General features: G+C 53.8%; 25 protein-coding genes. 12 read left to right on the top strand and 13 right to left on the bottom strand.

What is annotated here, in order from left to right; all coding sequences use genetic code 11:
* Positions 1-49 precede the first annotated feature (49 nt).
* Positions 50-1,315, top strand: coding sequence for an MFS transporter (locus tag EVJ24_RS09020; RefSeq protein WP_131441057.1), 1,266 nt, complete (start codon positions 50-52; stop codon positions 1,313-1,315).
* Positions 1,316-1,349: 34 nt separating this feature from the next.
* Here EVJ24_RS09020 and EVJ24_RS09015 read toward each other — a convergent pair whose 3' ends face one another.
* The 3 genes from EVJ24_RS09015 to EVJ24_RS09005 all read right to left on the bottom strand — a co-directional run bounded on the left by EVJ24_RS09015 (position 1,350) and on the right by EVJ24_RS09005 (position 3,326).
* Positions 1,350-1,544, bottom strand: coding sequence for a hypothetical protein (locus EVJ24_RS09015; RefSeq protein ID WP_236633421.1), 195 nt, complete (start codon positions 1,542-1,544; stop codon positions 1,350-1,352).
* A gap of 134 nt (positions 1,545-1,678) precedes the next feature.
* Positions 1,679-2,416: an ABC transporter permease subunit gene (locus tag EVJ24_RS09010; protein WP_070327797.1), complete on the bottom strand. Its 738-nt coding sequence runs from the start codon at positions 2,414-2,416 to the stop codon at positions 1,679-1,681.
* Complete coding sequence (locus tag EVJ24_RS09005) at positions 2,394-3,326, bottom strand: ABC transporter ATP-binding protein (RefSeq protein WP_071399282.1); 933 nt, start codon at positions 3,324-3,326, stop codon at positions 2,394-2,396. The genes EVJ24_RS09010 and EVJ24_RS09005 overlap by 23 nt, the downstream gene beginning before the upstream one ends.
* 334 nt (positions 3,327-3,660) lie before the next feature.
* Here EVJ24_RS09005 and EVJ24_RS09000 point away from each other — a divergent pair, with 334 nt between their 5' ends.
* Complete coding sequence (locus EVJ24_RS09000) at positions 3,661-6,507, top strand: 2-oxoglutarate dehydrogenase E1 component (protein ID WP_131441055.1); 2,847 nt, start codon at positions 3,661-3,663, stop codon at positions 6,505-6,507.
* An 18-nt stretch (positions 6,508-6,525) separates the two neighbouring features.
* Positions 6,526-7,797, top strand: a complete 1,272-nt coding sequence (gene odhB / locus EVJ24_RS08995; protein ID WP_071399284.1) for a 2-oxoglutarate dehydrogenase complex dihydrolipoyllysine-residue succinyltransferase — start codon at positions 6,526-6,528, stop codon at positions 7,795-7,797.
* A 36-nt stretch (positions 7,798-7,833) separates the two neighbouring features.
* Here odhB and EVJ24_RS08990 read toward each other — a convergent pair whose 3' ends face one another.
* A complete protein-coding gene (locus EVJ24_RS08990; RefSeq protein WP_131441054.1) occupies positions 7,834-9,429 on the bottom strand; it encodes a diguanylate cyclase domain-containing protein in 1,596 nt (531 codons plus the stop codon).
* 153 nt (positions 9,430-9,582) lie between these two features.
* On the opposite strand from EVJ24_RS08990, the gene EVJ24_RS08985 reads away from it, so the two are divergent.
* From EVJ24_RS08985 to EVJ24_RS08970, 4 genes are all read left to right on the top strand, one after another.
* Positions 9,583-10,254 carry a DsbA family protein gene (locus tag EVJ24_RS08985; protein WP_131441053.1) on the top strand — a complete coding sequence of 224 codons (672 nt, stop codon included), beginning with the start codon at positions 9,583-9,585 and terminating at the stop codon, positions 10,252-10,254.
* Positions 10,251-10,670: a disulfide oxidoreductase gene (locus EVJ24_RS08980; RefSeq protein ID WP_131441052.1), complete on the top strand. Its 420-nt coding sequence runs from the start codon at positions 10,251-10,253 to the stop codon at positions 10,668-10,670. Before EVJ24_RS08985 ends, EVJ24_RS08980 begins: the two co-directional genes overlap by 4 nt.
* A gap of 4 nt (positions 10,671-10,674) precedes the next feature.
* Positions 10,675-11,262 (top strand): SCO family protein, encoded by a 588-nt coding sequence (locus EVJ24_RS08975; RefSeq protein WP_131441051.1) that lies wholly within the window; start codon positions 10,675-10,677, stop codon positions 11,260-11,262.
* Between the two features lie 90 nt (positions 11,263-11,352).
* Entirely contained in the window at positions 11,353-12,447 is a 1,095-nt protein-coding gene (locus EVJ24_RS08970) for an MBL fold metallo-hydrolase (protein WP_236637608.1), read from the top strand.
* A 25-nt stretch (positions 12,448-12,472) separates the two neighbouring features.
* On the opposite strand, the gene EVJ24_RS08965 is transcribed toward EVJ24_RS08970, so the two are convergent.
* Entirely contained in the window at positions 12,473-13,690 is a 1,218-nt protein-coding gene (locus tag EVJ24_RS08965; RefSeq protein ID WP_071399289.1) for an MFS transporter, read from the bottom strand.
* 173 nt (positions 13,691-13,863) lie between these two features.
* Here EVJ24_RS08965 and relB point away from each other — a divergent pair, with 173 nt between their 5' ends.
* Entirely contained in the window at positions 13,864-14,085 is a 222-nt protein-coding gene (gene relB / locus EVJ24_RS08960) for a type II toxin-antitoxin system RelB family antitoxin (RefSeq protein ID WP_071399290.1), read from the top strand.
* A 62-nt stretch (positions 14,086-14,147) separates the two neighbouring features.
* Here the strand turns inward: relB and EVJ24_RS08955 are convergent, their stop codons facing one another.
* Positions 14,148-14,843, bottom strand: coding sequence for a DsbA family oxidoreductase (locus tag EVJ24_RS08955; protein ID WP_131441050.1), 696 nt, complete (start codon positions 14,841-14,843; stop codon positions 14,148-14,150).
* Positions 14,844-14,929: 86 nt separating this feature from the next.
* Positions 14,930-15,574 carry a PAQR family membrane homeostasis protein TrhA gene (gene trhA, locus EVJ24_RS08950; protein WP_070327786.1) on the bottom strand — a complete coding sequence of 215 codons (645 nt, stop codon included), beginning with the start codon at positions 15,572-15,574 and terminating at the stop codon, positions 14,930-14,932.
* 125 nt (positions 15,575-15,699) lie between these two features.
* Here trhA and EVJ24_RS08945 point away from each other — a divergent pair, with 125 nt between their 5' ends.
* Positions 15,700-16,224: a DUF1836 domain-containing protein gene (locus EVJ24_RS08945; protein ID WP_071399292.1), complete on the top strand. Its 525-nt coding sequence runs from the start codon at positions 15,700-15,702 to the stop codon at positions 16,222-16,224.
* Positions 16,225-16,266: 42 nt separating this feature from the next.
* Here EVJ24_RS08945 and EVJ24_RS08940 read toward each other — a convergent pair whose 3' ends face one another.
* The 4 genes from EVJ24_RS08940 to EVJ24_RS08925 form a co-directional block, all read right to left on the bottom strand.
* Positions 16,267-16,545, bottom strand: a complete 279-nt coding sequence (locus EVJ24_RS08940) for a hypothetical protein (protein ID WP_131441049.1) — start codon at positions 16,543-16,545, stop codon at positions 16,267-16,269.
* A 14-nt stretch (positions 16,546-16,559) separates the two neighbouring features.
* Positions 16,560-17,174, bottom strand: coding sequence for a PH domain-containing protein (locus EVJ24_RS08935; RefSeq protein WP_071399294.1), 615 nt, complete (start codon positions 17,172-17,174; stop codon positions 16,560-16,562).
* 13 nt (positions 17,175-17,187) lie between these two features.
* A complete protein-coding gene (locus EVJ24_RS08930; RefSeq protein WP_071399295.1) occupies positions 17,188-18,021 on the bottom strand; it encodes an aldo/keto reductase in 834 nt (277 codons plus the stop codon).
* A 63-nt stretch (positions 18,022-18,084) separates the two neighbouring features.
* Positions 18,085-18,996 carry an MBL fold metallo-hydrolase gene (locus EVJ24_RS08925; protein WP_131441048.1) on the bottom strand — a complete coding sequence of 304 codons (912 nt, stop codon included), beginning with the start codon at positions 18,994-18,996 and terminating at the stop codon, positions 18,085-18,087.
* Positions 18,997-19,360: 364 nt separating this feature from the next.
* Between EVJ24_RS08925 and abc-f the strand changes: the two genes are divergently transcribed.
* The 3 genes from abc-f to EVJ24_RS08910 all read left to right on the top strand — a co-directional run bounded on the left by abc-f (position 19,361) and on the right by EVJ24_RS08910 (position 22,866).
* Positions 19,361-21,058, top strand: a complete 1,698-nt coding sequence (abc-f, locus tag EVJ24_RS08920) for a ribosomal protection-like ABC-F family protein (protein WP_131441047.1) — start codon at positions 19,361-19,363, stop codon at positions 21,056-21,058.
* Positions 21,059-21,070: 12 nt separating this feature from the next.
* Positions 21,071-21,844, top strand: coding sequence for a hypothetical protein (locus EVJ24_RS08915; protein WP_131441046.1), 774 nt, complete (start codon positions 21,071-21,073; stop codon positions 21,842-21,844).
* 119 nt (positions 21,845-21,963) lie between these two features.
* Positions 21,964-22,866, top strand: coding sequence for a cation diffusion facilitator family transporter (locus EVJ24_RS08910; RefSeq protein ID WP_131441045.1), 903 nt, complete (start codon positions 21,964-21,966; stop codon positions 22,864-22,866).
* A gap of 41 nt (positions 22,867-22,907) precedes the next feature.
* Here EVJ24_RS08910 and EVJ24_RS08905 read toward each other — a convergent pair whose 3' ends face one another.
* Together EVJ24_RS08905 and EVJ24_RS08900 are read right to left on the bottom strand one after the other, a co-directional pair.
* On the bottom strand, positions 22,908-24,047 hold the full coding sequence (locus EVJ24_RS08905) for a zinc-dependent alcohol dehydrogenase (protein WP_131441044.1): 1,140 nt from the start codon (positions 24,045-24,047) through the stop codon (positions 22,908-22,910).
* A 105-nt stretch (positions 24,048-24,152) separates the two neighbouring features.
* A complete protein-coding gene (locus tag EVJ24_RS08900; RefSeq protein ID WP_131441043.1) occupies positions 24,153-25,010 on the bottom strand; it encodes a metallophosphoesterase in 858 nt (285 codons plus the stop codon).
* Positions 25,011-25,041 lie beyond the last annotated feature (31 nt).

The following is a 25,041-nucleotide window of genomic DNA, read 5'->3' as shown; positions in this document are numbered from 1 at the left end:
AAGGCGATGGAAATGAAATCGTCTTACATAACAGAGGAAAAGGAGCAAGATGATGCGAAGACTTCGAAAACCATCCTACTACGGATGGTATATGGTCATGATCGCGGGCCTCGGTGTATTTTTCTCAGGCCCCGGTCAGACGTACTTTATCTCAGTTTTTATCGACCAATACATAACCGACTTTGGCTGGTCACGCTCTGAAGTATCGAGCGTTTATTCGGCCGCGACGCTCGCCTCGGCCGCCTGTTTATTTTTCGTCGGTCGATTGATCGACCGCTTTGGGCAACGGGCGATGATGGTCATCGCCTCGATATTGCTGGCGGTCGCTTGTCTGTTCAACAGTTACGTCACGAACTTGACGATGCTCTTCTTCGGCATCTGGATGCTCCGCCTGTTCGGGCAAGGATCGATGACGCTCATCCCGAACACTCTCGTCCCGCAGTGGTTCATCACGAAGCGTGGCCAGGCGCTCAGCTATATGGCAATCGGAGGATTCTTGAGCTCGGCCGCCTTTCCGCCGCTCAACGTCTGGCTCGTCGGTTTGATCGGTTGGCAAACGACGTGGCAAGTATGGGGACTACTCGTGCTCGTCTTGTTCACACCGCTCGCTTATCGTTTCGTCCGCAACCGCCCGGAAGACATCGGACTGTTGCCGGACGGAGGGACGAATCCTCATCCGAGCAACAAATCGACGACACCGATTCATATCGACGTCGATTTCACGTTCCAAGAAGCGCTCAAGACACGTGCTTTTTGGCTGATCTTGTCGTGCATCGGCATCCCAGCGCTCGTCAACACAGCGATCACGTTCCACTTGATCTCAATCTTTGAAGAGCAGAGCCTACCACCGGTGACGGCCGCGATTGTTTTGAGCTTGATGGCGATCCTCGGCTTCCCGGTGACGTTCATCGCGGGACGGATCATCGATGTCGTGAAAATCAATTATGTATTGATTGGCATCTTCGTGACTGAGATCATCTTCATGATCATCCTGCAATATACGTCGACGTTCTCAATCGCGATGCTGTTCGGAGTGATCTGGGGCATCAGCAACGGCTTTGAGCGCATCGCTTTGAACTATGTTTGGCCGTATTACTTCGGTCGGGCCGCGCTCGGTAGCATCAGCGGGCTGGCGACGTCGGTCATGGTACTTGGCTCGGCGGTCGGACCGTTGCCGTTCGGGATCGCCTACGACTTGTTCGGCAACTACGAGTCGATCATTTGGTATTCGCTCGTCTTCCCGGTCATCGGCATCCTCGCGGCCTCATTCGCCGTCAAACCGACGCTCGTGCGAGGGCCACCTCTTTTCCATTAACAAAAACGTACCACAAAAAAACTCGATGAACGAGTCATCGAGTGATGAAATAGTATAGCAGTCCGAGCGCCACGAATGAGACCGGGAATAGGACGATATACGTCCAAGACACCAGCGACCAGCTTTTCTTTTGGCTATAGTCTGATTTGTCTTTTCCGAGACCGACCATGATCGTGAAGACGAGGGCAATCAAACAGACGACTAGCGATAATCCAATTGTGAGATACATCATGTCACTTCCTTCATCATTTCTTCATATCTTTAGCATAGCCGAAATTCGATACAAAAAGCCTCTGAAATGTTGGGATTGTGTGTCCAACAATCAGAGGCTTTTATCACATTTCTAGAGTGATAGGTGCGGATTTATTCCGCAAACGTCTTGCTGCGGAACATGAACGCCGTGATGATATAGAAGGCGATGATGTGGATCAATACGTAAAACGCCGAGAACCAAATCGTCACGTCCATCGTCTCCATGAAGCCGGGGCTTTGGTAATAGATAGACAAGTCCGTGTGCAAAAAGACGATCCACTTGGCGATGGCCGGCTTCCACGCGATGAGGAGGCCGCCGATCATTGTCGAGACGAAGTTCGCGAGCACAGTGAACCCGATGACGACACCGACCGATTTGAAGACGACCGAGAACATGAGCGTCAAGAAGATGACGAACACGCCGCTCGACACGCTAAGTAAGACGTTGCGGAACTGCTCGAACGTCAAGTTCCCGTCAAGCGTCAAAGCGAAGCCATACGTCACAGCAAGGATGAACACGAACTGGGCGAGCATGATCAGGATTGCGGCAACGAGTTTCGACAGCAAGATCCGGTCACGGGAGTACGGACTCATGAGCAAGTGTTTCAACGTGTCGAACTTCAGTTCATTCCCGATCATCTCAGCGGTGAACACGATCGTGAAGATGCCGAGGAATGTCATCGCGGCCATCGTGGCATAGTTGACGAACGTTGTCGCATCTCCCGACTCGTTTCCACTCGTGACGATGACGTACGTTAAAATGATAATCCCGGTATACATGCCGAGGGCGATCAGCGGCTTGATCGTGCGCCGCCATTTCATAAACTCATTGGCTAGTAATGAACGCATTGTTCGTTCCTCCTTCTTTCTTCGTCACTTTGAGGAATTGATCCTCGAGCGTCTCGTACTTCATCCCGATTTGGAAGACGTTGATGTCTTGATTGATGAGTCGTTTCAATAGAACCGGGATATCCGTCTCAGGGCGGGGGACGAGGAACGTCTCAGCCGATTGCTGAACGATTTTCACATCGTCAAACAGCATGGCGGCCACGTCGAGCGCCTCGTTCATTTGCTCGCGTGATACTTTACATAGAATGACGCCTTCTTCACGCGTCGTCCCGTCTTGGACCGATTTGATTTGACCGTGGTCGATGATTGCGAACCGGTCCGTGATCAGTTCCATCTCGCTGAGCAAATGGCTCGAGATCAATATGGCGATGCCGCGGTGCTCGGCGAGATGCCGTAAGTAGTTGCGCAGGTCGGCGATACCGGCCGGGTCGAGCCCGTTCGTCGGTTCATCGAGAATGAGCACTTTCGGATTGTGGAGGAGAGCACGGGCGATCCCGAGACGTTGCTTCATCCCGAGCGAGTACTGTTTGACTTTCATGTCGAGCTTCGATTCGAGCCCGACTAGTGCCCCGAGGGCGTTCAAGTCGACTTTTTTCAAATTGGGGATCAAGTTCTTGGCGTGGATCAAGTTTTCTCGACCAGTCAAGTAAGGGTAGAACGCCGGGTTTTCGACGATGGCACCGATGCGACTGAGCGCCTCTTGGCGGTCGGTCGATACGTCGAACCCGTCGACGGTAACGGAGCCGTGCGTTGCCGGCATTAGACCGGTGATGATACGGATCGTCGTCGTCTTTCCGGCACCGTTCGGACCGAGGAAGCCGAAGATTTCGCCGGGTGTAACTTCGAAGCTGACGTTGGTCAGAACGTTCGTCTGGCCCAGTTTTTTGTGGACATTTTGGACGGATAACATGTTGTCACCTTACTTTCGTTGAGATATATTTCCAATCTTGCTAACATTGTATACGACAAGACTGAAAGAAGGTTTCACCTTTTTTTGAAACAATTGAATCAAACGACAAGTGTCACAATTAGTCGATAAGTAAAACTTATTGAATTAGTATGGACGAATTGTGAATTTGAAAGGGTCTTTCGACCTGGAAAGGTGTAGTATGAAGAAGAGAGTAAGAGGCAAGATTTGGCTCTTTTCACGGCCTGAATCAGATGGATGAACTGATTCGCGCGGCCTTAAAAAATGAAAGCGTTCACACATCGGACGCATAGGAACGGACAGGGGGATTTATTCAATGGGAGAGTCGTCGAACGGTCGCGAGCAATCGCAAACATTTTATGGTCCAAACTTAGGCTACATCGTTGAATTGTACGAGCAATATTTGGAAGACAGAGAATCGGTCGATGCGGAGACGCGTCGTTACTTTGATGAGAACGGTTCACCCGATCAAGCGGTACCGGTCGCACCGGTCGCTTCATTTGATTTGGAGAAAATCGTGGCGGCGACTCGGCTCGTCAACGACATCCGGGCGCTCGGTCATAAAGCGGCTGATATTTATCCGCTCAAAGACCATCCGCGTGAGCACGGATTGTTTGCGTTCGACCGTTACGGGTTGAACGAGTCAGACCTCGAGCAGATCCCGGCACATTTGTTGTCAGAAGACGTACCGAAGCCCGGCGCGAACGCACTTGAACTCGTCCGTCATTTACTCGACGTCTATACAGGGACGGTCGCCATCGAGTTGCGCCACTTGGATGACATGGAAGAGAAGCGCTGGATTCGCCGCCGCATCGAGCAAGGCGCATTGAAAGCCGCGTACTCGAAAGAAGAGAAGCTCGAATTGTTCGAGCGTTTAGCCGAGACGGAACTGTTCGAATCGTTCCTTCATAAGACGTATGTCGGACAAAAACGTTTCTCGATCGAAGGACTCGACAGCATGGTCCCACTCCTTGACGCGATGGTCGGACGGCTCATCTCGAGCGGTTCGGAACATATCAACATCGGGATGGCACACCGTGGACGTTTGAACGTCCTCGCCCATGTGCTCGGTAAACCGTACGAAATGATCTTTGCCGAGTTCCAGCACGCACCAAACAAAGAACTCATTCCGTCAGAAGGTTCGATCGGCATCAACTTCGGCTGGTCGGGCGACGTGAAATACCATCTTGGACTCGACCGCCGCGTGTTAGATGAGAAGAAAGAAGTCCGCTTGAACCTCGCCAACAACCCGAGCCACCTTGAATTCGTCGGCTCGATCGTCGAAGGTTACACGCGTGCCGCCCAAGACGACCGCTCTGCAAAAGGAATGGCGGTCCAACACGATGACAAGGCTGCTTCGATCTTGATCCACGGGGACGCCGCGTTCCCAGGCCAAGGCATCGTCGCCGAGACGCTCAACATGACGAACTTGACGGGCTACCGCACAGCCGGGACCGTCCACGTCATCGCCAACAATACGATCGGCTTCACGACGGACCCGAGCGACTCGCGCTCGACACGTTATGCGAGCGATATCGCCAAAGGCTACGAGATCCCGGTCTTCCACGTCAACGCCGACGACCCGGAAGCGTGTGTCGCCGTCGCGAAATTGTGTAGCGAATACCGTGCCAAGTTCCATAAAGACATCCTTGTCGACTTGGTCGGCTACCGCCGCTATGGGCACAACGAGATGGATGAGCCGATGAACACGAACCCGGTTCTGTACAAAGCGATCAAAGAGCATCAATCGGTCCGTCACGTCTATGCCGATCTTCTCGAAGCTGAAGGCGTCATGACGAAAGAAGACAAAGCGAAGATCGAGCAATCGATTGAAGATCGCTTGAAGTCAGCGCGCGACCTCGTCCCGGCTGAGGAAGAAGATGCCGACATCGTCTTGCCGGAAGCGGTCCATAAAGGATTCCCGTACGTCGATACGGCAGTCGAACGCGACTTGTTACAGCAGTTGAACGATGAGCTTCTCGTATGGCCTGAGGGGTTCGGCGTGTTCCATAAGCTTCAAAAAGTACTCGACCGTCGTCGTGACGCGTTCGGGGACAACGGGAAGATCGACTGGGGCCATGCCGAGACGCTCGCCTACGCCTCGATCATCTCGGACGGGACACCGATCCGGTTGAGCGGTCAAGATTCAGAGCGCGGGACGTTCGCGCAACGTAACATCATGTTGAACGATGTCGAGACCGGCAAGAAATTCTCGCCGCTCCACGAGTTGTCGACGGCAAAAGCCTCGTTCACGGTGCATAACAGCCCGCTCTCGGAAGGCTCGGTGCTTGGCTTTGAATACGGCTATAACGTGTTCGCACAAGACACGCTCGTGTTGTGGGAAGCGCAGTACGGTGACTTCGCCAACTCGGCCCAAGTCATGTTCGACCAGTTCATCTCGGCCGGTCGTGCGAAATGGGGCCAAAAATCGGGTCTCGTCATGCTGTTGCCGCACGGTTATGAAGGACAAGGTCCGGAGCACTCGAGCGCGCGGATGGAACGTTATTTGACGCTCGCCGGTGAAAAGAACTGGACGGTCGCTAATTTGTCGACGGCTGCCCAATACTTCCACATCTTGCGTCGTCAGGCGAAGATGCTCGGTACTGAAAAAATCCGTCCGATGATCATCATGACACCGAAGAGCCTGCTTCGTCATCCGCTTGCAGCCTCAACGGTCGAAGAGTTGTCAGATGGAAGTTTCTGTCCAATCGTCGAACAAACAGGTCTTGGCGAACAGCCGGACAAAGTCGAACGGCTCGTCTTCTGTTCAGGGAAGATGGCGATCGATCTGCAAGAAGCGACGATGAAGTCAGAGGAGTCACTCGACTTCCTCCACATCATCCGCGTCGAAGAAATCTATCCGTTCCCGGTCCGTGAGATTCGCGACGTCATTAGTCGCTACCCGAACGCCAAAGAAATCGTCTGGGTACAAGAAGAACCGAAAAACATGGGAGCTTGGACATACATCGAGCCGCGTCTTGAAGCGGTGACATCGAACCGTCTGAACGTCCGTTACATCGGTCGCCGTCGCCGGTCAAGCCCGGCTGAAGGAAATCCGACAGCACACAAACAAGAACAAGCACGCATCATTCGTGAAGCCTTATCCCGTGACGCCGTCTCAAGTGCGGCTGGAGCGAGCACATACCAAAAAGATCGTAAATAAGTTAAGGGGGAACTCATTGTGATCGAAATTAAAGTACCGGAATTAGCAGAGTCCATTACGGAAGGAACGGTCGCGTCTTGGCTCAAGCAGCCAGGCGACCACGTTGAAAAAGGGGAGGCCATCGTCGAGCTCGAGACAGACAAAGTCAATATCGAAGTACCGGCCGATGAGTCAGGAACGTTAGAAGAACAACTCGCCGGGGAAGGCGATACGGTCCAAGTCGGTCAAGTCATCGCCCGCTTAAGTTCAGGTTCAGCCGGCGGCACGGCCGTCGCGACGAAGACGAAGACGGAAGCAGCGACAGAAGCTGCTCCGGCTCCAGCCGAGACGAAAACAGAAGAAGTCGGCGAAGCGAAAAAAGTCGAGCGGCGTGAAGAGCACGTGGCAAGCCCAGGTAAAGGCCCGATCGCTACACCGGCGGCACGCAAGCTCGCTCGAGAGAAAGGCATCGACCTCTCGGCCGTTCAGACGAACGACCCGATCGGCCGCATCAACGTCCATGACGTGTCGAACCACAACGCAACACCGGCTCCAAAGCCAGAAGCACCGAAAGCACCGGCTGCGGCACCACAATCGGTCGCGAGCGGCAAAGACGAAGAGCGCATCAAGATGACGCGTCGTCGTCAAACGATCGCAAGCCGTCTCGTCGAAGTCCAACAGACGGCGGCGATGCTCACGACGTTCAACGAGATCGATATGACGGCGGTCATGGCGCTCCGGAAACGTCGCCAAGAGAAATTCATTAAAGATAACGATGTCAAACTGGGCTTCATGTCGTTCTTCACGAAAGCGGCCGTCGCGGCTCTAAAACGGATGCCATATTTGAACGCTGAAATTCAAGGTAACGAGATCGTCTTGAAAAAATATTACGACATCGGCATCGCCGTATCGGCACCGGACGGACTCGTCGTCCCGGTCGTCCGGGAAGCGGACCGTAAAAACTTTGGCGAGATCGAGAAGGATATCATCCATCTTGCCGACAAGGCCCGCAACAATAAGCTCGGGCTTAGCGACCTGACTGGCGGCACGTTCACGATCACGAACGGCGGCGTGTTCGGTTCACTCTTATCGACACCGATCTTGAACGGACCGCAAGTCGCCATCCTCGGGATGCACACGATTCAACTTCGTCCGATCGCAATCGATGCTGAGACGATTGAGAACCGTCCGATGATGTACGTGGCGCTCTCATACGACCACCGCATCGTCGATGGCCGTGAGGCCGTGACGTTCCTCAAACACATCAAAGATATGATTGAAGATCCAGAACAGTTGTTGTTCGAAGCGTAAAAAACAGGTCCATGTCGCAAGTGACATGGACCTTTCTTATGCAAGCAGCGTCTCATCGAGCGTGATCTGGTTCTTGCCGCTCGCTTTCGAGCGGTAGAGCGCTTGGTCGGCCCGTTCGATGGTAAGATGCGGCGGCGTGTTCGAACGCCAGAGCGCAGCGCCGATACTCACACCGACAGCAGCCGTCCCGCCGTCAAACGATACGGGCGCGGACAACGCGGCGATGACATCTTCCCCGATCTGCTGGACGTCGCGGTCACTTTGGTTGTTTCGTTCGAACAGAAGGAAGAACTCATCTCCGCTCAATCGGACCGGGTATAGCCCTTCGAGAGGCAGTTGCTTCAGCCGGTCGGCGATCTCGACCAACACTTCGTCGCCCGACGCGTGCCCGTACGTATCGTTGACTGCTTTAAAGCCGTCAAGGTCGATATAGAAGCAGATATAGTCGTTCGTTGTCAGTTGTGCATCATTCAAGTACTGACGGAGCGACGTCCGGTTGGCGAGACCGGTCAATACATCGTGGTTGGCGAGTGATTCGAAGCGGATCCGTTCTGTCTCTGAATTGGTCAGCGACGTGACGAGTGACTCAAGGGCGAACGCGAGCGACTCGATCTCACGGATACCGGACTGATGCGGGAACGTTTTCACTTTCCCTTGCTTCATGAGCGTCGCCGTCTCGGTGATTTTTTGTAATGGCCGCGTCACAAACAAGGCGAGCAGCCAACCGAGCAGGGCGGTCACGATCGAAGCGACGAGACCGATCCATAAGATGTTGTTTTGCAGCGACGTAACGGGGGCGAACGCCACGTCGATCGGTTGCCGGACGACGACACTCCAGCCGAGACCAGCGTAGTCGTCGTAACCTTCCCCGATAGCGACACCGGTCAAGTATGACTTTCCATCTTCCCACGTCTCGACGTGCCAACCGTCATTGAACGTCGTCGGCAGCGGTGTCCCGACGAGATGATCGGGCCCGAGCAACACGGTGTTGTCACGTCCGCTGACGACGAACATGTCGGTATAGTCCGAGTGATGGTGCAACGTGCGGTTAAAGTGTTGGAGCATTTCATCTCCCCATTCCCAGCTCAGGTGGGTCGCCAAGACGCCTTTAAACTCACCGTCGCGCATGATCGGAACGCTGATGTCGACGAACTGGAGAGGTTCTCCACTCGGATTTGGGAGCTTTTCAGCGAGGAGAACGGCCTCGTGGACGTCCCCGATGAACGGTTGTTGTTGCGCTTCCGAGAAGACGGGACGTTCGGCGATCGACATCCCTTCTAAAATCCCGTCCGTCGAGGCGGTGACAGTCCCAGACGCATCGGTCACCCCCATCCACGAGAAAGCAGGGATGTTCGTTTGGACTTCATCGAGAAGGGCCCGGCTTTCGCGCGGTTCGGTCAAGGCGTCGAGTCCTTGGAGCAATTGGACTTCCTGATAGCGCGACCACATATAAAAGTCGAGCTTATCGACGAGTTGGTGCGATGTCGTCGACAGACGTTCCCCGATCTCTCGTTCAAGCGACGCGGCCGACCGCTCGCTGATCGTATATGTTAAAGCGAGTGTTAGAATAAAGACGAGACTGGCAATGCTGAGCCCCAAGATTAACCCGAGGCGCATCGAGAACGATTTCATGAAGTATTCCTCCTACAATAAACATCCACTTTATTCATCGTCAAAATGTGGACGACTTAAAGCAAAGTCAGTAATAAACAAGTCGATTTTGTGGAAACGGATAGCGCTTTCGCTATAATGAAAGACGAATCGATAAAAATAGAGGTGAAACGAATGAAACAAAATCAAGCATTGGTCATCGGGACGCTCATCGCGGTCGCACTCATCGCGGTCGTGGTCGTTCTCTTGAACCGACCGGCCGAGCAGGCAGAGACGGCGGCGCCGGCTACGAGCGAGCACGTGCCGACGGACGGGCAGCCGACGCTCGGGGAAGCGGACGCACCGGTCTCGATCGTCGAGTTCGGGGACTACAAATGTCCGTCTTGTAAACAATGGGGCGAGACGATCTATCCGCAACTAAAGGCGGACTATATCGATACGGGCGACGCGAGCTTCAGCTATATCAACGTCTTGTTCCACGGACAAGAGTCGATTTTGGCGTCACTCGCTTCAGAATCGGTCTATAAGCAAGACCCGGATGCGTTCTGGGACTTCCATAAAGCACTCTATGACGCACAACCGGCGAGTCAGCAACACGACGAGGCGTGGGTCACTGTCGAGCGGTTGAAGCAGATCGCAGGCGAGACGACGTCGGTCGACATGGCGAAGTTCGAAGACGACTTGAATGAAAACTCGAGTGTGCTCGAACAGGTGAGTCTAGATGACGGACTCGTCAAAGAATACGAGGTCCAGTTCACGCCGTCGATCATGATCAACGGCGTCATGCTAGAAGACCCATTCGACTATGAGGCGATCGAACGGTTGATTGAACAAGGGGCACCATGAAGCAGTCGTTCCTGAGCCGCTACGGCTTGTATCTCGCTTGGCTCGTCGCGCTCACGGCGACGCTCGGCAGTTTATACTTCAGTGAGATCCGCGAATTCGTACCGTGCGAACTGTGCTGGATCCAACGTATCTTCATGTACCCACTCGTCTTTGTGCTCGGTATGGCTGTATTCACGAACGATCGTCAAGTGAAGAAATATGTATTGCCGCTAGCAATTACAGGCGGTATGATTTCACTTTACCATTATCTAGTGCAAAAAGTACCCGGTTTTGCCGACATCAAACCGTGTGTCGAAGGTGTGCCGTGCAACGTGCAGTACATCAACTGGTTCGGCTTCGTGACGATCCCGTTCCTCGCGCTCACGGCGTTCACACTAATCACGCTATTAATGCTCAACATAAAAACGGACAAGTAAGGGGATGGAACGTTTGAAAAAATGGATGCTGATCGGGCTAGTCAGTTTACTCATTGTGCTCGCCGCTTGCGGCAATGAGATTGAAGACCCGCTCAACTGGGAGATCGAATCGTTCGACTATATGAACCAGGATGAAGAGATGGTCAGTCTCGATGACTTGAAAGGGAAAGTGTGGATGGCCGACTTCGTGTTCACGAACTGTGAGACCGTCTGTCCGCCGATGACATACAACATGACGAAGCTAAATGAAGCGCTCGTCGAAGAAGGTGTCGAGGACGTCCAGTTCGTGTCGTTCAGTGTCGACCCGACCGTCGACACACCGGATAAGATCAAACAGTTCATGTCCGGATACGACTTGGCAGAAGCCGACTGGCAGTTCTTGACCGGCTATTCGCAAGACGAGATTGAGGCGTTCGCGCAACAGAACTTCAAGGCGCTCGTCCGCAAGCCCGACGAAGGCACGCAAGTCGATCACGCGACATGGTTCTATCTCGTCGACCAAGACGGGAAAATCATCAAGGCGTACCAAGGATTCCAAGACGTACCAATCGAAGAAATCGTCAACGACATTAAAATTTTGCAAAAATCTTGAGGGCGACGCGTTGTCGTCCTTTTTTGCGTATTCAAAAACAGGGGAATCCGGCATGTTGCCGTATAATAAGCAGTAGAGGAGAGGATACTTTTGAAAAAATCATTACTCGTTTCATTGATGGGTTTGGCTGCTGTGACGGGTACAGCACTCACACAATATAAACCGCTCGGACGCAAGCCAAAAGCGCTCCAGTCGCCGAATCTTGTCAACGGCAAGTTCCGCAATCAGCTTGAGACACCGATGCGGTTTTCAAGCGATGATATGATCTCGATGTCGAAAGAATTTTTGCATCCGGACTCGCTCCGGAAGCCGAGCGTTCGGTTGCCGGTCGTCCCGATCGACTTCACCGAGACACTTGGCTCGAGCTTCACCCGCATCTATTGGCTCGGCCATTCAGCGATGCTCGTCCAAATGGACGGCAAGACGATGCTCGTCGACCCGATGTTCGGCCGGAGTCCGTCACCGCTCCCGTTCGCGAAGAATGAACGGTTCAGCGAGGACTTGCCGTTCGAGCTCGACGATTTGCCGTCAATCGACGTCGTCTTGCTGACGCATGACCATTACGACCATTTGGACTATGCGACGATTCAAGCGATCAAAGACAAAGTCGCCATGTTCATCGTCCCGCTCGGCGTCGGCAGCCATTTGAAACGTTGGGGCGTCGGGGCAGAACGCATCGTCGAACGCGATTGGGGCGATACGTATCAGTTCGGGACGTGGACGTTCGTCTGTACACCGGCCCGTCACTTCTCCGGTCGATCGCTCACCGACCGCAATGCGACGCTTTGGGCGTCATGGGTCGTCATCGGTGAGACGGACCGTTTGTTCTTTAGCGGCGACGGCGGTTACGGTCCTCACTTTAAAGACATCGGGGACGAGTACGGCCCGTTCGATTTCGCGGCACTCGAATGCGGGCAATACGATGAGCGTTGGCCGGATGTGCACATGCAGCCACGAGAGACGGCTCAGGCGTTCCGCGACGTGCGGGCCGATAAGATGTTACCGATCCATTGGGGCGCGTTCACGCTATCATTCCACGCCTGGTACGACCCAGCCGAACAGATGACGCAATTGTTGCCGCAAGAACACGTACTTACTCCGATGATCGGGGAACGGATCACGCTCGACGGTCGTAACGACACAAACACGTGGTGGCGCGACATCGAGGATATGAACAAGCGCTGACCGAATTCGGTCAGCGCTTGTTTTGTTAGGAGGAGATCCGTTCGGTCTCGTCCGTTTCGATATAAAGCTTGTGTTTCCGCGTATAGACGAGGAAGGAAGCGGTCATCGCGATCGAACTTACCCCGAACAAGACGACCATGAGCTGCAGACCGATCAAGTCGAGGAAGAAGCCGGTGACGAGCAGGACGACTTGAAAGACGATACGGTCGAGCATGTTGCGGAACGAGAAGAAGCGGCCGTGATAGTCTTTCGGCATCCGCGTCTGGAAGATTGTCACCGCGGTCGGGAAGAAACAGCCGACCGAGAAGCCGAACAAGACGAACGCCGCGATCGAGACGACCGGGATGTCGGCGAAGTACAGCATGAGCTGAGCGATCCCGATCAAAAACGAGAACGTGAACAAGATCGAGAACACGGAGAACTTCTCACCGATCCGTTTGATGACGAACGCGCCGACCATGAAGGCGATTCCTTCCGCCGTATAAATCCAACCTTTGATTGCGGTCGAATCTTGCAGCTCGCTAATGTTGATGACGAGCAAGTTGAACCCGCCGATGAAGAGGAGCGGGATGAGTGTCATGACGAGCGTCATGAAGATGACCGGAATCGACTTGATGATCGGGAAGACGTCCTTGAATCCGCCTGACGACTTCGTATCGACTTTTCGGGCGGACGGTGTCGTCGTCTCGTCGATGTTCAAGAACCACGTCGCGACAGCGAGCAACAAGTAGGCGACGAGCGAGAGCGCATAGACGTCCCGCAGTGAGATGAGCGTGAGCAGAATCCCGGCGATCGCCGTTCCGATGACGCGTGATAACGTCGACACGTTCATATGGACCCCGTTCAAGGCGAGCAGCTCCCGTTCCTTGACGATGAGCGGGATGGCTGCTTGGAGCGCCGGGAAGTAAAACGCGGCCGACCCTTGCAAGAAGACGAGGAAGACGACCATCCAAAGCACGCTTCCCGTCTCGATGGCGACGAACATGAAGAGAACGCTCAGCGCCCGGACGATGCTCGAGATGAGCATGATTTTCTTTTTGGAGCCCTGATCGGTGAGACGACCGGCGAGCGGTCCGATGGCGACGCCTGCGAGCAGCCCCCCGGCGAGGATGAGCGCCTTGATGAAGTCGGACGGCACTTTCTCCTGCATGAACTCCAAATTGCCGATGATACCGAGCCAAAGCCCGAGACCGGCGACGAACTCCCCGGTCAAGATGATCCAGACGTTCCGATTTTTCCACATATGTTAAGTCCTCGATTCTTATCAGTTAATAATAATTATGCTTGAGAATGATTCATTAAGCCACAAAAAAGAAGCCGGGATTTTAGCTTCTTCTCCCATTCATTAATTCGTGTGAACTGATTATATAAACACTCTGATTTCGTAATACAATGTGTATGAAGGAGGGTGATTGTATGGGAACGATATCTGTGCGACTCAATGAGGAAGACGAACTTCTCATTAGAGAGTATGCGAAAACGAAAAATCTTACCCTCTCTATGCTTGTTCGGGAAGCTGTCCTAGAACGAATAGAAGATGAATTAGACATAGTGCTTTATCATGAAGCAATGAGTGCACATCAAGAACATTCTGAAGCAATTTCATTCGAGGCCATGCTAAAGGATTTGCAAACTTAGATTAAACCTAAAAAAGCATTCGTCCGTATTCAGACGAATGCTTCTCTGTCGTTCTTTTGAAGTCAAATATCGCAGTTATCGTCCGTGCACGTCGCACCGCCCGAGAGCACTTGAAGTGTCGGTGCCGATTCGGCCCACGTCTTCTCGAGTACTTGTGTGAACGCCTCGGTCGGTTGGGCGCCTGAGACGCCATACTTGCCGTCGAAGACGAAGAACGGGACGCCGGTGATGCCGAGATCGCTCGCGCGTCTTTCTTCAGCGCGGACGTCTTCCGTGTATACGTCTGAAGCGAGTACGTTTTTCACGGCGTCAGCATCGAGCCCGACGCTTGTCGCGATCTCGACGAGGACGTCGTGGTCGCCGATATGTTTCGCCTCGATGAAGTACGCTTTGAGGAGCGCTTCCGACAGTTCCTTCTCTTTACCGACCGTCTTCGCATAGTGCGTCAACCGGTGCGAGTCGAGCGTGCCGGTGACGACCATGTTGTCAAAGTCATAGTCGAGTCCGACTGATTGAGCTTGAGCGGCGACTTGGGCCGTCGTCGTTTTCGCCTGCTCGAGCGGCATGCTGTATTTCTTCGCGAGCACTTCATAAATCGAACGTGAATCGGTCGTCGGGGCGTTCGGGTCGAGTTCGAAGCTCTTAAACTCCACTTCGACCTTGTCCGCGTGTGGGAACTGTTCGAGTGCTTCTTCTAGACGGCGCTTACCGATATAACAGAACGGACAGACGTAATCTGACCAAACTTCAATTTTCATAGTGAATCCCTCCTACAGTCAGTGTAGAATGTCTTGAATTTGAAGTAAATGAATGTGCTCACAAAAAAAGCCCTCACGATGAGGACTTAAAAGACGTACCAGAACACGCAGACGAAGTGGGCGAAGCTGCCGAACAAGATGAACAAGTGGAACACCTCGTGGAAGCCCCAACCGCGCCAGTTGACGAACTTCGGCTTAAAGCCGTAGATGAGACCGCCGACCGTGTACATGAAGCCCCCGAGTAGGAGCCAGAAGATGCCGCCGTTGCCGATCACGCTATGGAGCGGTCCGATGAAGAACACCGACAGCCAGCCCATGCCGATATAGAGTGCCGTCGACAAGAAGCGTGGGGCGTGGAACCAGACAAGTTTGAAGATGATGCCGAACAAGGCAAGGACGTGGACGATACCGAACAGCACCCAACGCATCGGACTTTCGAGCGCGAGCAGTGTGAGGGGGGCGTATGTCCCAGCGATCAAAGCGTAAATCATCGCATGATCGATTCGTCGGAAGAACGCGATGACTTTCGGCGAGGCGATGATGCTGTGGTAGAGACCAGACGATAAGTAAAGAAAGACGAGACTGATCCCGAACAAAATCGCCGCCATGATGGCGAGCGGTGAGCCGAGCAGTGACGCTTTCACCGTCATCGCGATCAAGGCGATGAAGGCGAGTACCGCCCCGGCGAGATGGGTCAGCGCGTTAATTGGTTCCCGAAAAATCGAATTCATGCAAAAACACTCCTTATGACGTCATGTAGTATCCATAACTACATGATAAGCGGTATGGGCAAGAAGAACAAGGTTTTTGTTTCGACAAACGACGATTGTCCGTATACTGAAAGTGAGGTGATTCGATGAAACCGAACGAGATTGTACGGACGGAAGGCACGCTCCCGAAAGCGGTATTGCCGACGATCGACTTATACATGGACCAAGTCATCCAACTGTTCGAGCAACATTACGGTAAGATGAAACGTAATGAAGACGAGACGATCTTGACGAAGACGATGATCAACAACTACGCCAAAGGCAAGTTGTTCCATCCCGTCAAAAACAAGAAGTATACGAACGAGCATTTGATGCTCCTCGGGTTGATCTATGAGATGAAGGGGCTGTTGTCGATCAACGACATCAAGGAGACGCTCAGGCCGCTGAACGAATCGGACGAGGCGTTCTCGCTCGAAGACTTTTATGACGCCTATCAAGCTCAGAAAGAACAGAACTTGCAGGCGTTCGAGACGCAAGCCGAGACGTTGCTCGAGAACGTGAAAGCGACTGAAGCGAGTGAAATCCAACAGTCGCTCGCAATCGCCTCCGCGGTGCATATGAGCCACTTGTACCAACGGCTCGCCGAAAGGTTGATCGACGAAGGTAAATAAAAATGTCCCCTAGACTCCGTTTGTAGTCTAGGGGACATTGTGTCATTTTAGATGTTCGCGTTCGAAGCGCTCACCTTTGTTGTATAGTTTAACGACGAGAAGTGGTGCTAAATAACTGATGGTCACAAGAATGAAAAGCGTCCATAAGAGATTATAATCTAACATTAGACGCTCATACGTGAACGACAAAAACAAAATGACGGTGATATGAACTGACGGGTGGAGGTTCCTGAGCAAGGCGTTGAGCACACTACTGATGAATACAGTCAAAATCACGAGCATGAACAAGAAAAACGCAATCAACAACCACATATAGTCCATACGTCACCACCAAGTTAATTATTGATGTACTTCTCGAACACGTCACCGAAATCTTTCCGGTTCCATTCGTGATAGTGGCCTTGGAGCCAGTCGAACGATTGTTGCGACAAGTCTTTAAACGTCGTCGCGACGTTCATGTCGCCTTGACGGAGGCCGCTCATCACCGACACGGAATGCGTGAGCGACGTGTTGGCAAATTCAAGCATCTTCCGGCCTTCGCGTTGTTTCTCGGCGATGGCGAGGAGTGATTTGTACAAGTCTTTGACGTGCTCGATTTGCTTCTTGTTCACGTCGATCGAGTATGGCTTGTCACCGATCGTGAACTTGATCTCGACGTCTAAGTCGACCGTGCCGGCCGTCTCGAACATGACGTGTTGGAGCGGGTGTTGCGCGTACGGATAACGATACAAGACGCGCTTCGAACTGATGGCGCTCGCGCCGTCGAGATGGATCATCGCGAGGTTCGTGAAGCAGTACTCATCCGATTTCGACTTGATCAAGAAGTAAATCTTCTCGTTGTCCTCATGTAAGACGTAATCGTCGGCATCGGCCTTGTCGAAGTCTTTCGGGTCGATGACTTCACCGATATCGCTAAAGCCTGTCAAATCAGAAGCTAGTTTTTTGAACATGTCCAGTCTCTCCTCAGTAGTGGATTTTGTGCATCTCGACCGGGTCGGACCCGGTCCGTTCGTTCCGGTTGAGTCCGTCGATCGCTGCCATGTCTTCTTTCGTCAACGTGAAGTCAAATACCTGTATATTTTCACGAATCCGACTCGGTGTGACCGATTTCGGGATGACGGCGACACCGTTTTGAAGATGCCAGCGCAAGATGACTTGGGCCGGGGACTTGCCGTACTTGCTCGCGATGTCGACGATCGTCGCATCCTCGAGCGCCTCACGACCTTTCATGAGTGGACTCCATGCTTGAATCTGGATGTCATAACGCTTGCAGAACGCGATCAATTCTTTTTGGGACAAGTATGGGTGGATCTCAACTTGATTCACCGCCGGTACGATCGCGCACGATTGGATGATCTGTTCGAGGTGTTGAATCTCGAAGTTCGAGACGCCGATGGCCCGTACTTTGCCTTCCTCATACAACTGCTCGAGCGCTTTGTACGTCTCGACGAACTTACCGAAGCGCGGCATCGGCCAATGGATCAAGAACAAGTCGACATAGTCGAGGCCAAGTCGGTCGAGGCTGTCTTGAAACGCCTGGAGCGCCTCGTCGTAGCCGTGAAATTCGTTCCACAGTTTCGTCGTCACGAAGATATCTTCGCGCGGGACGCTCGACTCACGGATCGCCTGTCCGACGCTCTCTTCGTTCTGATAGATAGCGGCCGTGTCGATCAACCGGTAGCCGGCGTCGAGTGCCGCCTTGACCGTGTCGACCGTGACCGTCCCGTCTTCAACTTTGTACACACCGAGCCCGAGCATCGGCAGCTTCACATCATTATTGAGTGTTGTCCATTCCATAATTTGATTCCCTCCCTCTCACATCTAACGTTACCGAAAATCACGACAAAGTGAAAGGGAAACCTATAGCCGAATGCTTTCTCCGTGCGCTTTGATCACGATTTGGTCGCGTTCGAGCTTGGCCGCGGCGACGAGGCGGTCATACGGCTCTTCGACCGGCTCGTACGATAAGACGAACGTGTCCCAGTGCATCGGGAAGAACCGTTTCGCACCGCTCTGTTTGAACATCGTCCACGCCTGTTCCGGGGTGCAGTGCGCTTCTTGGAACGAGTCGGGTTGATACGCACCAATCGGGAAGAAGGCGAGGTCGATCGGTTCTTTGTTCGCGAGCCCGTTGAACGCTTCGGTGTACGCCGTGTCACCGGCGAACAGCATACGGACGCCTTTATACTTCAGGACGTAACCGTTATAGCCCATGTGCTTGTCCCACGGGAAGCGGTTGCCCCAATGCTTGACAGGAATGGCACGGACATCGAGCCCGTTCGCGAGTGTCAACTTGTCGTGGGGATGCATCTCGAGCGTCTGTAGGCTCGGATAGTTGCGCAACAGTTTGCTCGTTCCCGGTGCCGAGATGACGACCGTGTCGCGGGTGATGAGTCGCTTCAAACTTTTATGGTCGAAGTGGTCCATATGGGCGTGGCTGAGCAAGATGACGTCGACGTGGCCGATTTCTTCAATCGTGAGGGCAGGGGCGGTATGCCGTTTCATGCCGAACGTGACGGGACCGACGTGGACACCGATCCGTTTTGAGAATACCGGGTCGGTCAAAATTTTGAGGCCGTACCAATGGATGAGCACGGTCGAGTGGCCGATCCATGTCGCGCTCACGCTCGTCTCGTCGAAGACGGACAAGTCAGGTTTGATCGACGCCTCTTTAAAGTCTGGACGCGGTAACCGCTGTTTCAGTCGTGTATAAAAGAACGTGCCGACGCTTGCCAAGACAGCGCTCGGGACGAGTAAGTTGCGTAATTTCATGTGAGTCACCTCGATATATAGAATAGTTTCATCTTAACGCTGACGACTAAGACATGCATCCGCCCATAGGCGTAGAAACGATGGGAGATTGTGGGTTTGCTGGTTGCGAATCCGCTTACAATTTGGTAAGGTGGCAGTAGATTAGGAAAGGAAGGTACATCGCGCCATGAAAAAGTCACGCTCACTCAACTGATGAAACGAATCATCACTGTTCGCACGAACAGTCACGGGTGAAGTGTGTCCAATCTCAAGCTGCGGGGTGACCCTTTTTTCCGCTTGACCGGAGATCTTCACACCATCGCTTTGTAGCGAATGGTGTTTTTGTTTCATCGCGTATCGGACAAACAAGCGAGGTGAGACAACTATGTTATCAGTAAATCAAGTTCGGTTCGACTTCGACCAGCAACCGCTATTCGACAGCGTCTCGTTCGATGTGGCAACAGGCGAACGGGCCGTCTTGTTCGGCCAAAACGGGTCAGGGAAGACGACGTTGTTCAAATTGCTCGTCGGTGAACTGAGCCCTCAGGCCGGTCGAATCGAAGTAGCAGGGAAAGTCGGTGTCGTCGAACAGACCGTTTTTGTTGGGGAGGGGACGACGCTCGCGTACGTCATGAAATGTGACGACGAACGGTTCCGTTTGTACGAAGAAGTCACATCGGGCGACACTGAGCGCGTGCTCGCGGTGTATGACGAGGCGATGGCGTGTGACGCTTTCGGACTCGAGGCCGAGGCGAACCAGGCGTTGAAACGGATCGGCATGGACGGAATGGGATTAAGACGGCTTTCTGACTTGAGCGGCGGCGAACAGACGCGGGCACAATTGGCCCGGCTCATGATGCGTCACGTCGACGTCGTCTTGCTCGACGAGCCGACGAATCATCTCGACGTCGACTCGATCGACTGGCTGACGCGCTGGGTGCGTGAGTTTCCGGGCACGGTGCTCGCCATCTCCCACGACCGCCAGTTCATCGATGACGTCGCAACGGTCATCCTTGAACTGAGTGGCGGCGAGGTCGTCCGCTATCCGGGCAACTATAGCGCCTATAAGCAGCAAAAAGCCGAGGAACGGGTGCGTGACGAGCGGGCCCACGCGCGCTATGTGGCGCGCAAGTCGGAACTGCTCGATATGATCGCCCAGTACAAAGGCTGGCACTTGAAGGCGAAAGCGACGGCGAGCGTCCGCAGTCCTGGTGCTCAGAAAGGGGCGGCGAACCTTGCCGTCAAGATGAAAGCAAGGGAACGAAAACTCGATCAGCTCGAACAAGGGCGTCCCAACAAACCGAAAGACGCGGGGCGCGTTTCGGTCCGCTTCGAAGCGGAACCGCTTGAGGCGAAGACGTGGATTACGGTCGAGAACGTCGTGTTCGGGTATGACGAGCCGTTGTTCGAGCATCTTTCGTTCACGTTCAATCGAGGAGATCGTCTGTCGATCGTCGGACCGAACGGGAGCGGCAAGACGACGCTGTTGAAGCTGCTTTTAGGGCAGCTTGAGCCAAACGAGGGTGCTGTGCATCGTCATCCGAAACTGAAAATCGGCTACTTCTCACAGACGCTCGAACGGTTGCCCGAGGATGGGACGCTGCTCGACGTACTATTATCCGCGAGCGACATTCCGGAGACGGAAGCGCGGACGCTCCTGGCCCACTTCTTGTTCCGTCGTGACGACGTCTATAAACCGATGCATGAGGCGAGCATGGGCGAGAAGTGTCGGATCGCATTCCTCATCCTTTACTTCTCGGATGCAGACATGCTCGCGCTCGATGAACCGACGAACTATTTAGACGTTGCGACACGCGAACAGATCGAGGCGGCCTTATCGATCTACCGGGGCGGTCTCATCCTCATCTCGCACGACCGGACGTTCCATCAGCTGACGGACCGGACGATCGAGCTCGGCGAGACGGTGCGGATTTTAGAAGCCGGACAAGACACGCCTCCCATCGACGTCGAAGCGACGATTCAGACGCTCGAGGCGCTGACGAATGACGAACAAAAATTTGTCGACGAGGCAGGAAACGTGAAGCCGTTTGACGAATCGGAACAGATGAGACGAAACGAGTAGGAGTGGAGAATAATGAAGGAAGAAGTTCGGTCATCACGGGCCGCGTCAAGGAAACGAAAACGGTTGTTACGGTTAGCGACGGCGGTCTTGTTGATCGCTTCATTGATCGGTGTCATCGCGTTCGCGGCGTACATCGATTCGCAAAAGCAGACGGCACTGCCTGAGTCGGACAACATCTCGACAGAAGAAGTCGATAGCGGGACAGAGGCGGAACCTGAAGAGGAAGCGACTGAAGAAGAGCCGAGTGAGGACGTCGTCTACATCGCGACGCCGTACACGAAAGTGTATGCTGATGATCGTGTGACCGTTCTATATGAAGCGGATCTTGGAGATCGGTTCGAACGGCTCGAAGCCGTCAGTGGATTCGTCAAACTTCAGTTGAACGAGCGGACGACCGGATGGGTGACGGAAGAGCGTGTGGCCGAGGAAGCGACTAGCGTCTCGGACGATGAAGTGGAACAGGCTTGGCAAACGGTCGTGCCGACGGCTTCAGCGTCTGCCTTGGACTGGCTCGGTCAGGACGTGGCGACGGTCCGGTCGACACTCGGGGCACCGGCGTCTGTCCAGCGCGACCAAGTGAACGAATACCACTTCTACAATGGTTTCTTTTTAATGGTGCGTGACCAACGAGTGAAAGCGATCGATTGGGACCGTCAGACGGCCATGACGCCTGAACTTGAGGCGTCGAGCGCCCAAAGTGCGGGCAGTTGGTATGACGGGGAGACGCTTCAATTGAAGCTATTCCCGTATAACGGGGTCATGCGGGTCCGAATTGAACAAAAGTAAGTGCTGGCGTCGAGAGGGTGCATCCTGTCGGCGCTTCTTTTTTTTTGAATTCATTCAAACGAACGTTTGAATGAAGGGGGGAAAAGGGATATAATGAAGGGAGAGAGGAGCGATGACGCATGGAACAACATAATCATGGCCACGAAGGCCACCACCACACAACGAATCAACGAGCATTATTCCTAGCATTTCTGTTGATTGTCACGTTCATGGTCGTCGAAGTTATCGGCGGTCTGTGGACGAACAGTCTCGCGCTCTTATCGGACGCGGGTCACATGCTCGGCGACGCGGCAGCGCTCGGGCTCAGTTTCTTGGCGGTCCGGTTCGGCGCCCGGAAGGCGACACCGAACCAGACGTTCGGGTACCGCCGCTTTGAGATTTTGGCGGCGTTCGTCAACGGATTGACGCTCCTTGTCATCTCAGGTTATATCATCATCGAGGCGTATAAGCGCTTGTTCGCGCCACCAGAGATTTTAAGCGGCGGCATGCTAGCCATCGCCGTCATCGGGTTGCTTGTCAACGTGCTCGCGGCGTGGATCTTGATGCATGGCGAGCGGGACAACTTGAACGTCCGGAGCGCGCTCCTGCACGTGTTCGGAGACTTGCTCGGATCGGTCGGGGCCATCACGGCGGCGCTGCTCATTTTAATGTTCGGGTGGACGCTCGCTGATCCGATCGCCAGTATGTTCGTCGCACTCCTCATCTTGGTAAGCGGGTACCGCGTGACTCGGGACGCCGTCCATATTTTGACGGAAGGGGCGCCTGACAAAGTCGACGTCGTGGCGATGCAGCGTGACCTTGCGACCGTCGAAGGGGTCAAAGAAGTGCATGACCTCCACGTCTGGTCGATCACGTCTGAGGAGTACGCCGTCACGTGCCACGTGTTGATTGACAAAACGACAGATGATCAACGCGTGCTGCACGATGTGACGGAGCGGATGAAGCAGTACGGGTCGTTCGGTCGTTCGACCGTTCAAATCGAACGAGAGACGGCACACTGCGAGGAACGAACGATCTGGTAAACGCACGAGCGGTCCCTGACAAGAGTCGGGGACCGCTTTTGTTATGGTTTCAGGACGACTTTGACGCAGTCGTCGAGGTGGTCGTTGAACATCTTGTAGGCGTCCGCGGCTTGTTCGAGCGGCAGGCGGTGGGTGATGATATCGGTCGGATCGAACTTCTTGTCGACGATCATCTGGAACAACTCAGGCATGTAGTGGATGACCGGAGCTTGACCAGTCTTAAGCGTGACGTTGCGCGTGAAGAAGTCACCCATCGGAAACTGGTTATAGTTCATCGGGTAGACACCGGTCAATTGGACCGTACCGAACTTGCGGACGGCTTCTTTGGCGACTTTGATGGCGCTGAGCGTTCCGCCTTGGATCATCAGTTTTTGCTCGACTTTCTCGATCGGGGTTTTCTTCCCATCGATGCCGACACAGTCGACGACGATATCGGCGCCGCCACCCGTGATTTCCCGGATGTATTTGCCGGTCTCGACCGGGTCTTTCAACAAAACGGTTTCGACGTTGTTTGAGAGTTTTGCTCGGTTCAATCGATAGATCTCCGGGTCGACAGCGATGACGCGTTTTGCGCCGCGCACCCAGGCGAGTTTTTGTGTCATCAAGCCGACAGGGCCCGACCCGAGGACGACGACCGTGTCGCCGGCCTGCATCCCGGCGTTGTCCAAGCTCCACCATGCGGTCGGGATGACGTCGGAGAGGAACAACAGTGCCTCATCCTCGAGCTCGCACGACTCGGGGATGACGAGCGGCATGAAGTTACCATACGGTACTTTCAAGTATTCGGCCTGACCACCCGGGTGGTTCCCGAACTGTTCAGTGTAACCGAACAGTCCGCCCGCATCTGTGTGCGGGGCGTGGTTCGAGTTGTCGCACTGGCTCTCCATTTCATTCTCACAATAGAAGCAATGGCCGCAAGAGACGTTGAACGGTAAGACGACGCGATCGCCTTTTTTCACTTTCGTCACGTCTGGTCCGATGTCTTCGACGATGCCCATCGGTTCGTGTCCGATGATAAACCCGTGCCGGGCCGGCATGTTGCCTTGGTAAATGTGAAGGTCAGACCCACAGATGGCCGTCGACGTGATCTTGACGATGATCTCTTCTCGGTTCTCGATTTCCGGGTCCGACACATCTTTCACTTCGATGTTTTTCGTCCCTTGATAAGTAACAGCACGCATACGTTGGTTACCTCCTTTTAAAAAAACAGGTGAACGACGACATGGTTACTGTACCCGTATGGTGCGAGCATGAATCTACCCGCGAACGGGAATAGAAAAAGGGACTCACAAAGGAGTCCCAGTGCCCGCGATGTCGATAACGACGATCTCGGGTGGATTGAAGATACGCGGTACGCTGACTGTGTAGTTGAAGCCGCGGCCGATGATATGGGTGAACGAATCGTGTTCATACAGGCCGCCCGCATATTTTGGAAAGAAGCCTTGATCAGGCGCGTAAAGCCCGTTCAACAGATAAGGGATACGGACCTGGCCGCCGTGGGCGTGGCCCGACAAGACGAGGTCAAACGGAAGCTCGGCGTACGTCTCGACTTGTTCTGCCCGGTGGGACAAGAGCAGGCTGAACGTGTCGTCCGTTTCGACGTCGTCAAGTGCGGTCAAGACGTCCTGCTCCCAGCTCCCGTATATGTTTTCGGCGTACGTGCGAAGCGGGTCCTCGACGCCGCCGATGATGAGCTCGACTCCGTTGACCGTCACGGTCTCGGCTTCGTTCTCGAGCACAATCACACCAAACGAACGAAACACGTCTTTGACGTCGTGCCGGACGAAATCGCTTGATTCATCAATTTCATGGTTGCCGGTGACGAAATACATCGGGGCGATTCCTTGTAGCCCTTCGATCAGTTCGAAAGCGGCGTCTGGCGAGCGGTATCGGTCGAGCAAATCACCGGGAAGCGCGATCAAGTCAGGTTGCTGTTCACGAACTTTTTCAATAAGATTTTTTTGGTCCTCACCATAAGAGTAGCCGTGCAAATCCGAGAGGAGGATGACGCGTAACGATTGACCAGTTTCGAGCTTCTCGGTCGTCAGCTCATACTCTCTAATCGTCAGCCCGTTGTAAAGGGCGGCGAACAGAAAGACGACCACGATGCCGAACGTGATGTACTTTCGTTTTCCTTTAAGCATCGTGTCGCCTCCTCGGTCGGATGTTTGTCTC

Origin of the sequence: Exiguobacterium sp. SH1S21 (assembly GCF_004337175.1) — a bacterium.
Taxonomy (GTDB): Bacteria; Bacillota; Bacilli; order Exiguobacteriales; family Exiguobacteriaceae; genus Exiguobacterium; species Exiguobacterium aurantiacum_A.
This window is presented reverse-complemented; position numbering and strand designations above follow the sequence as displayed.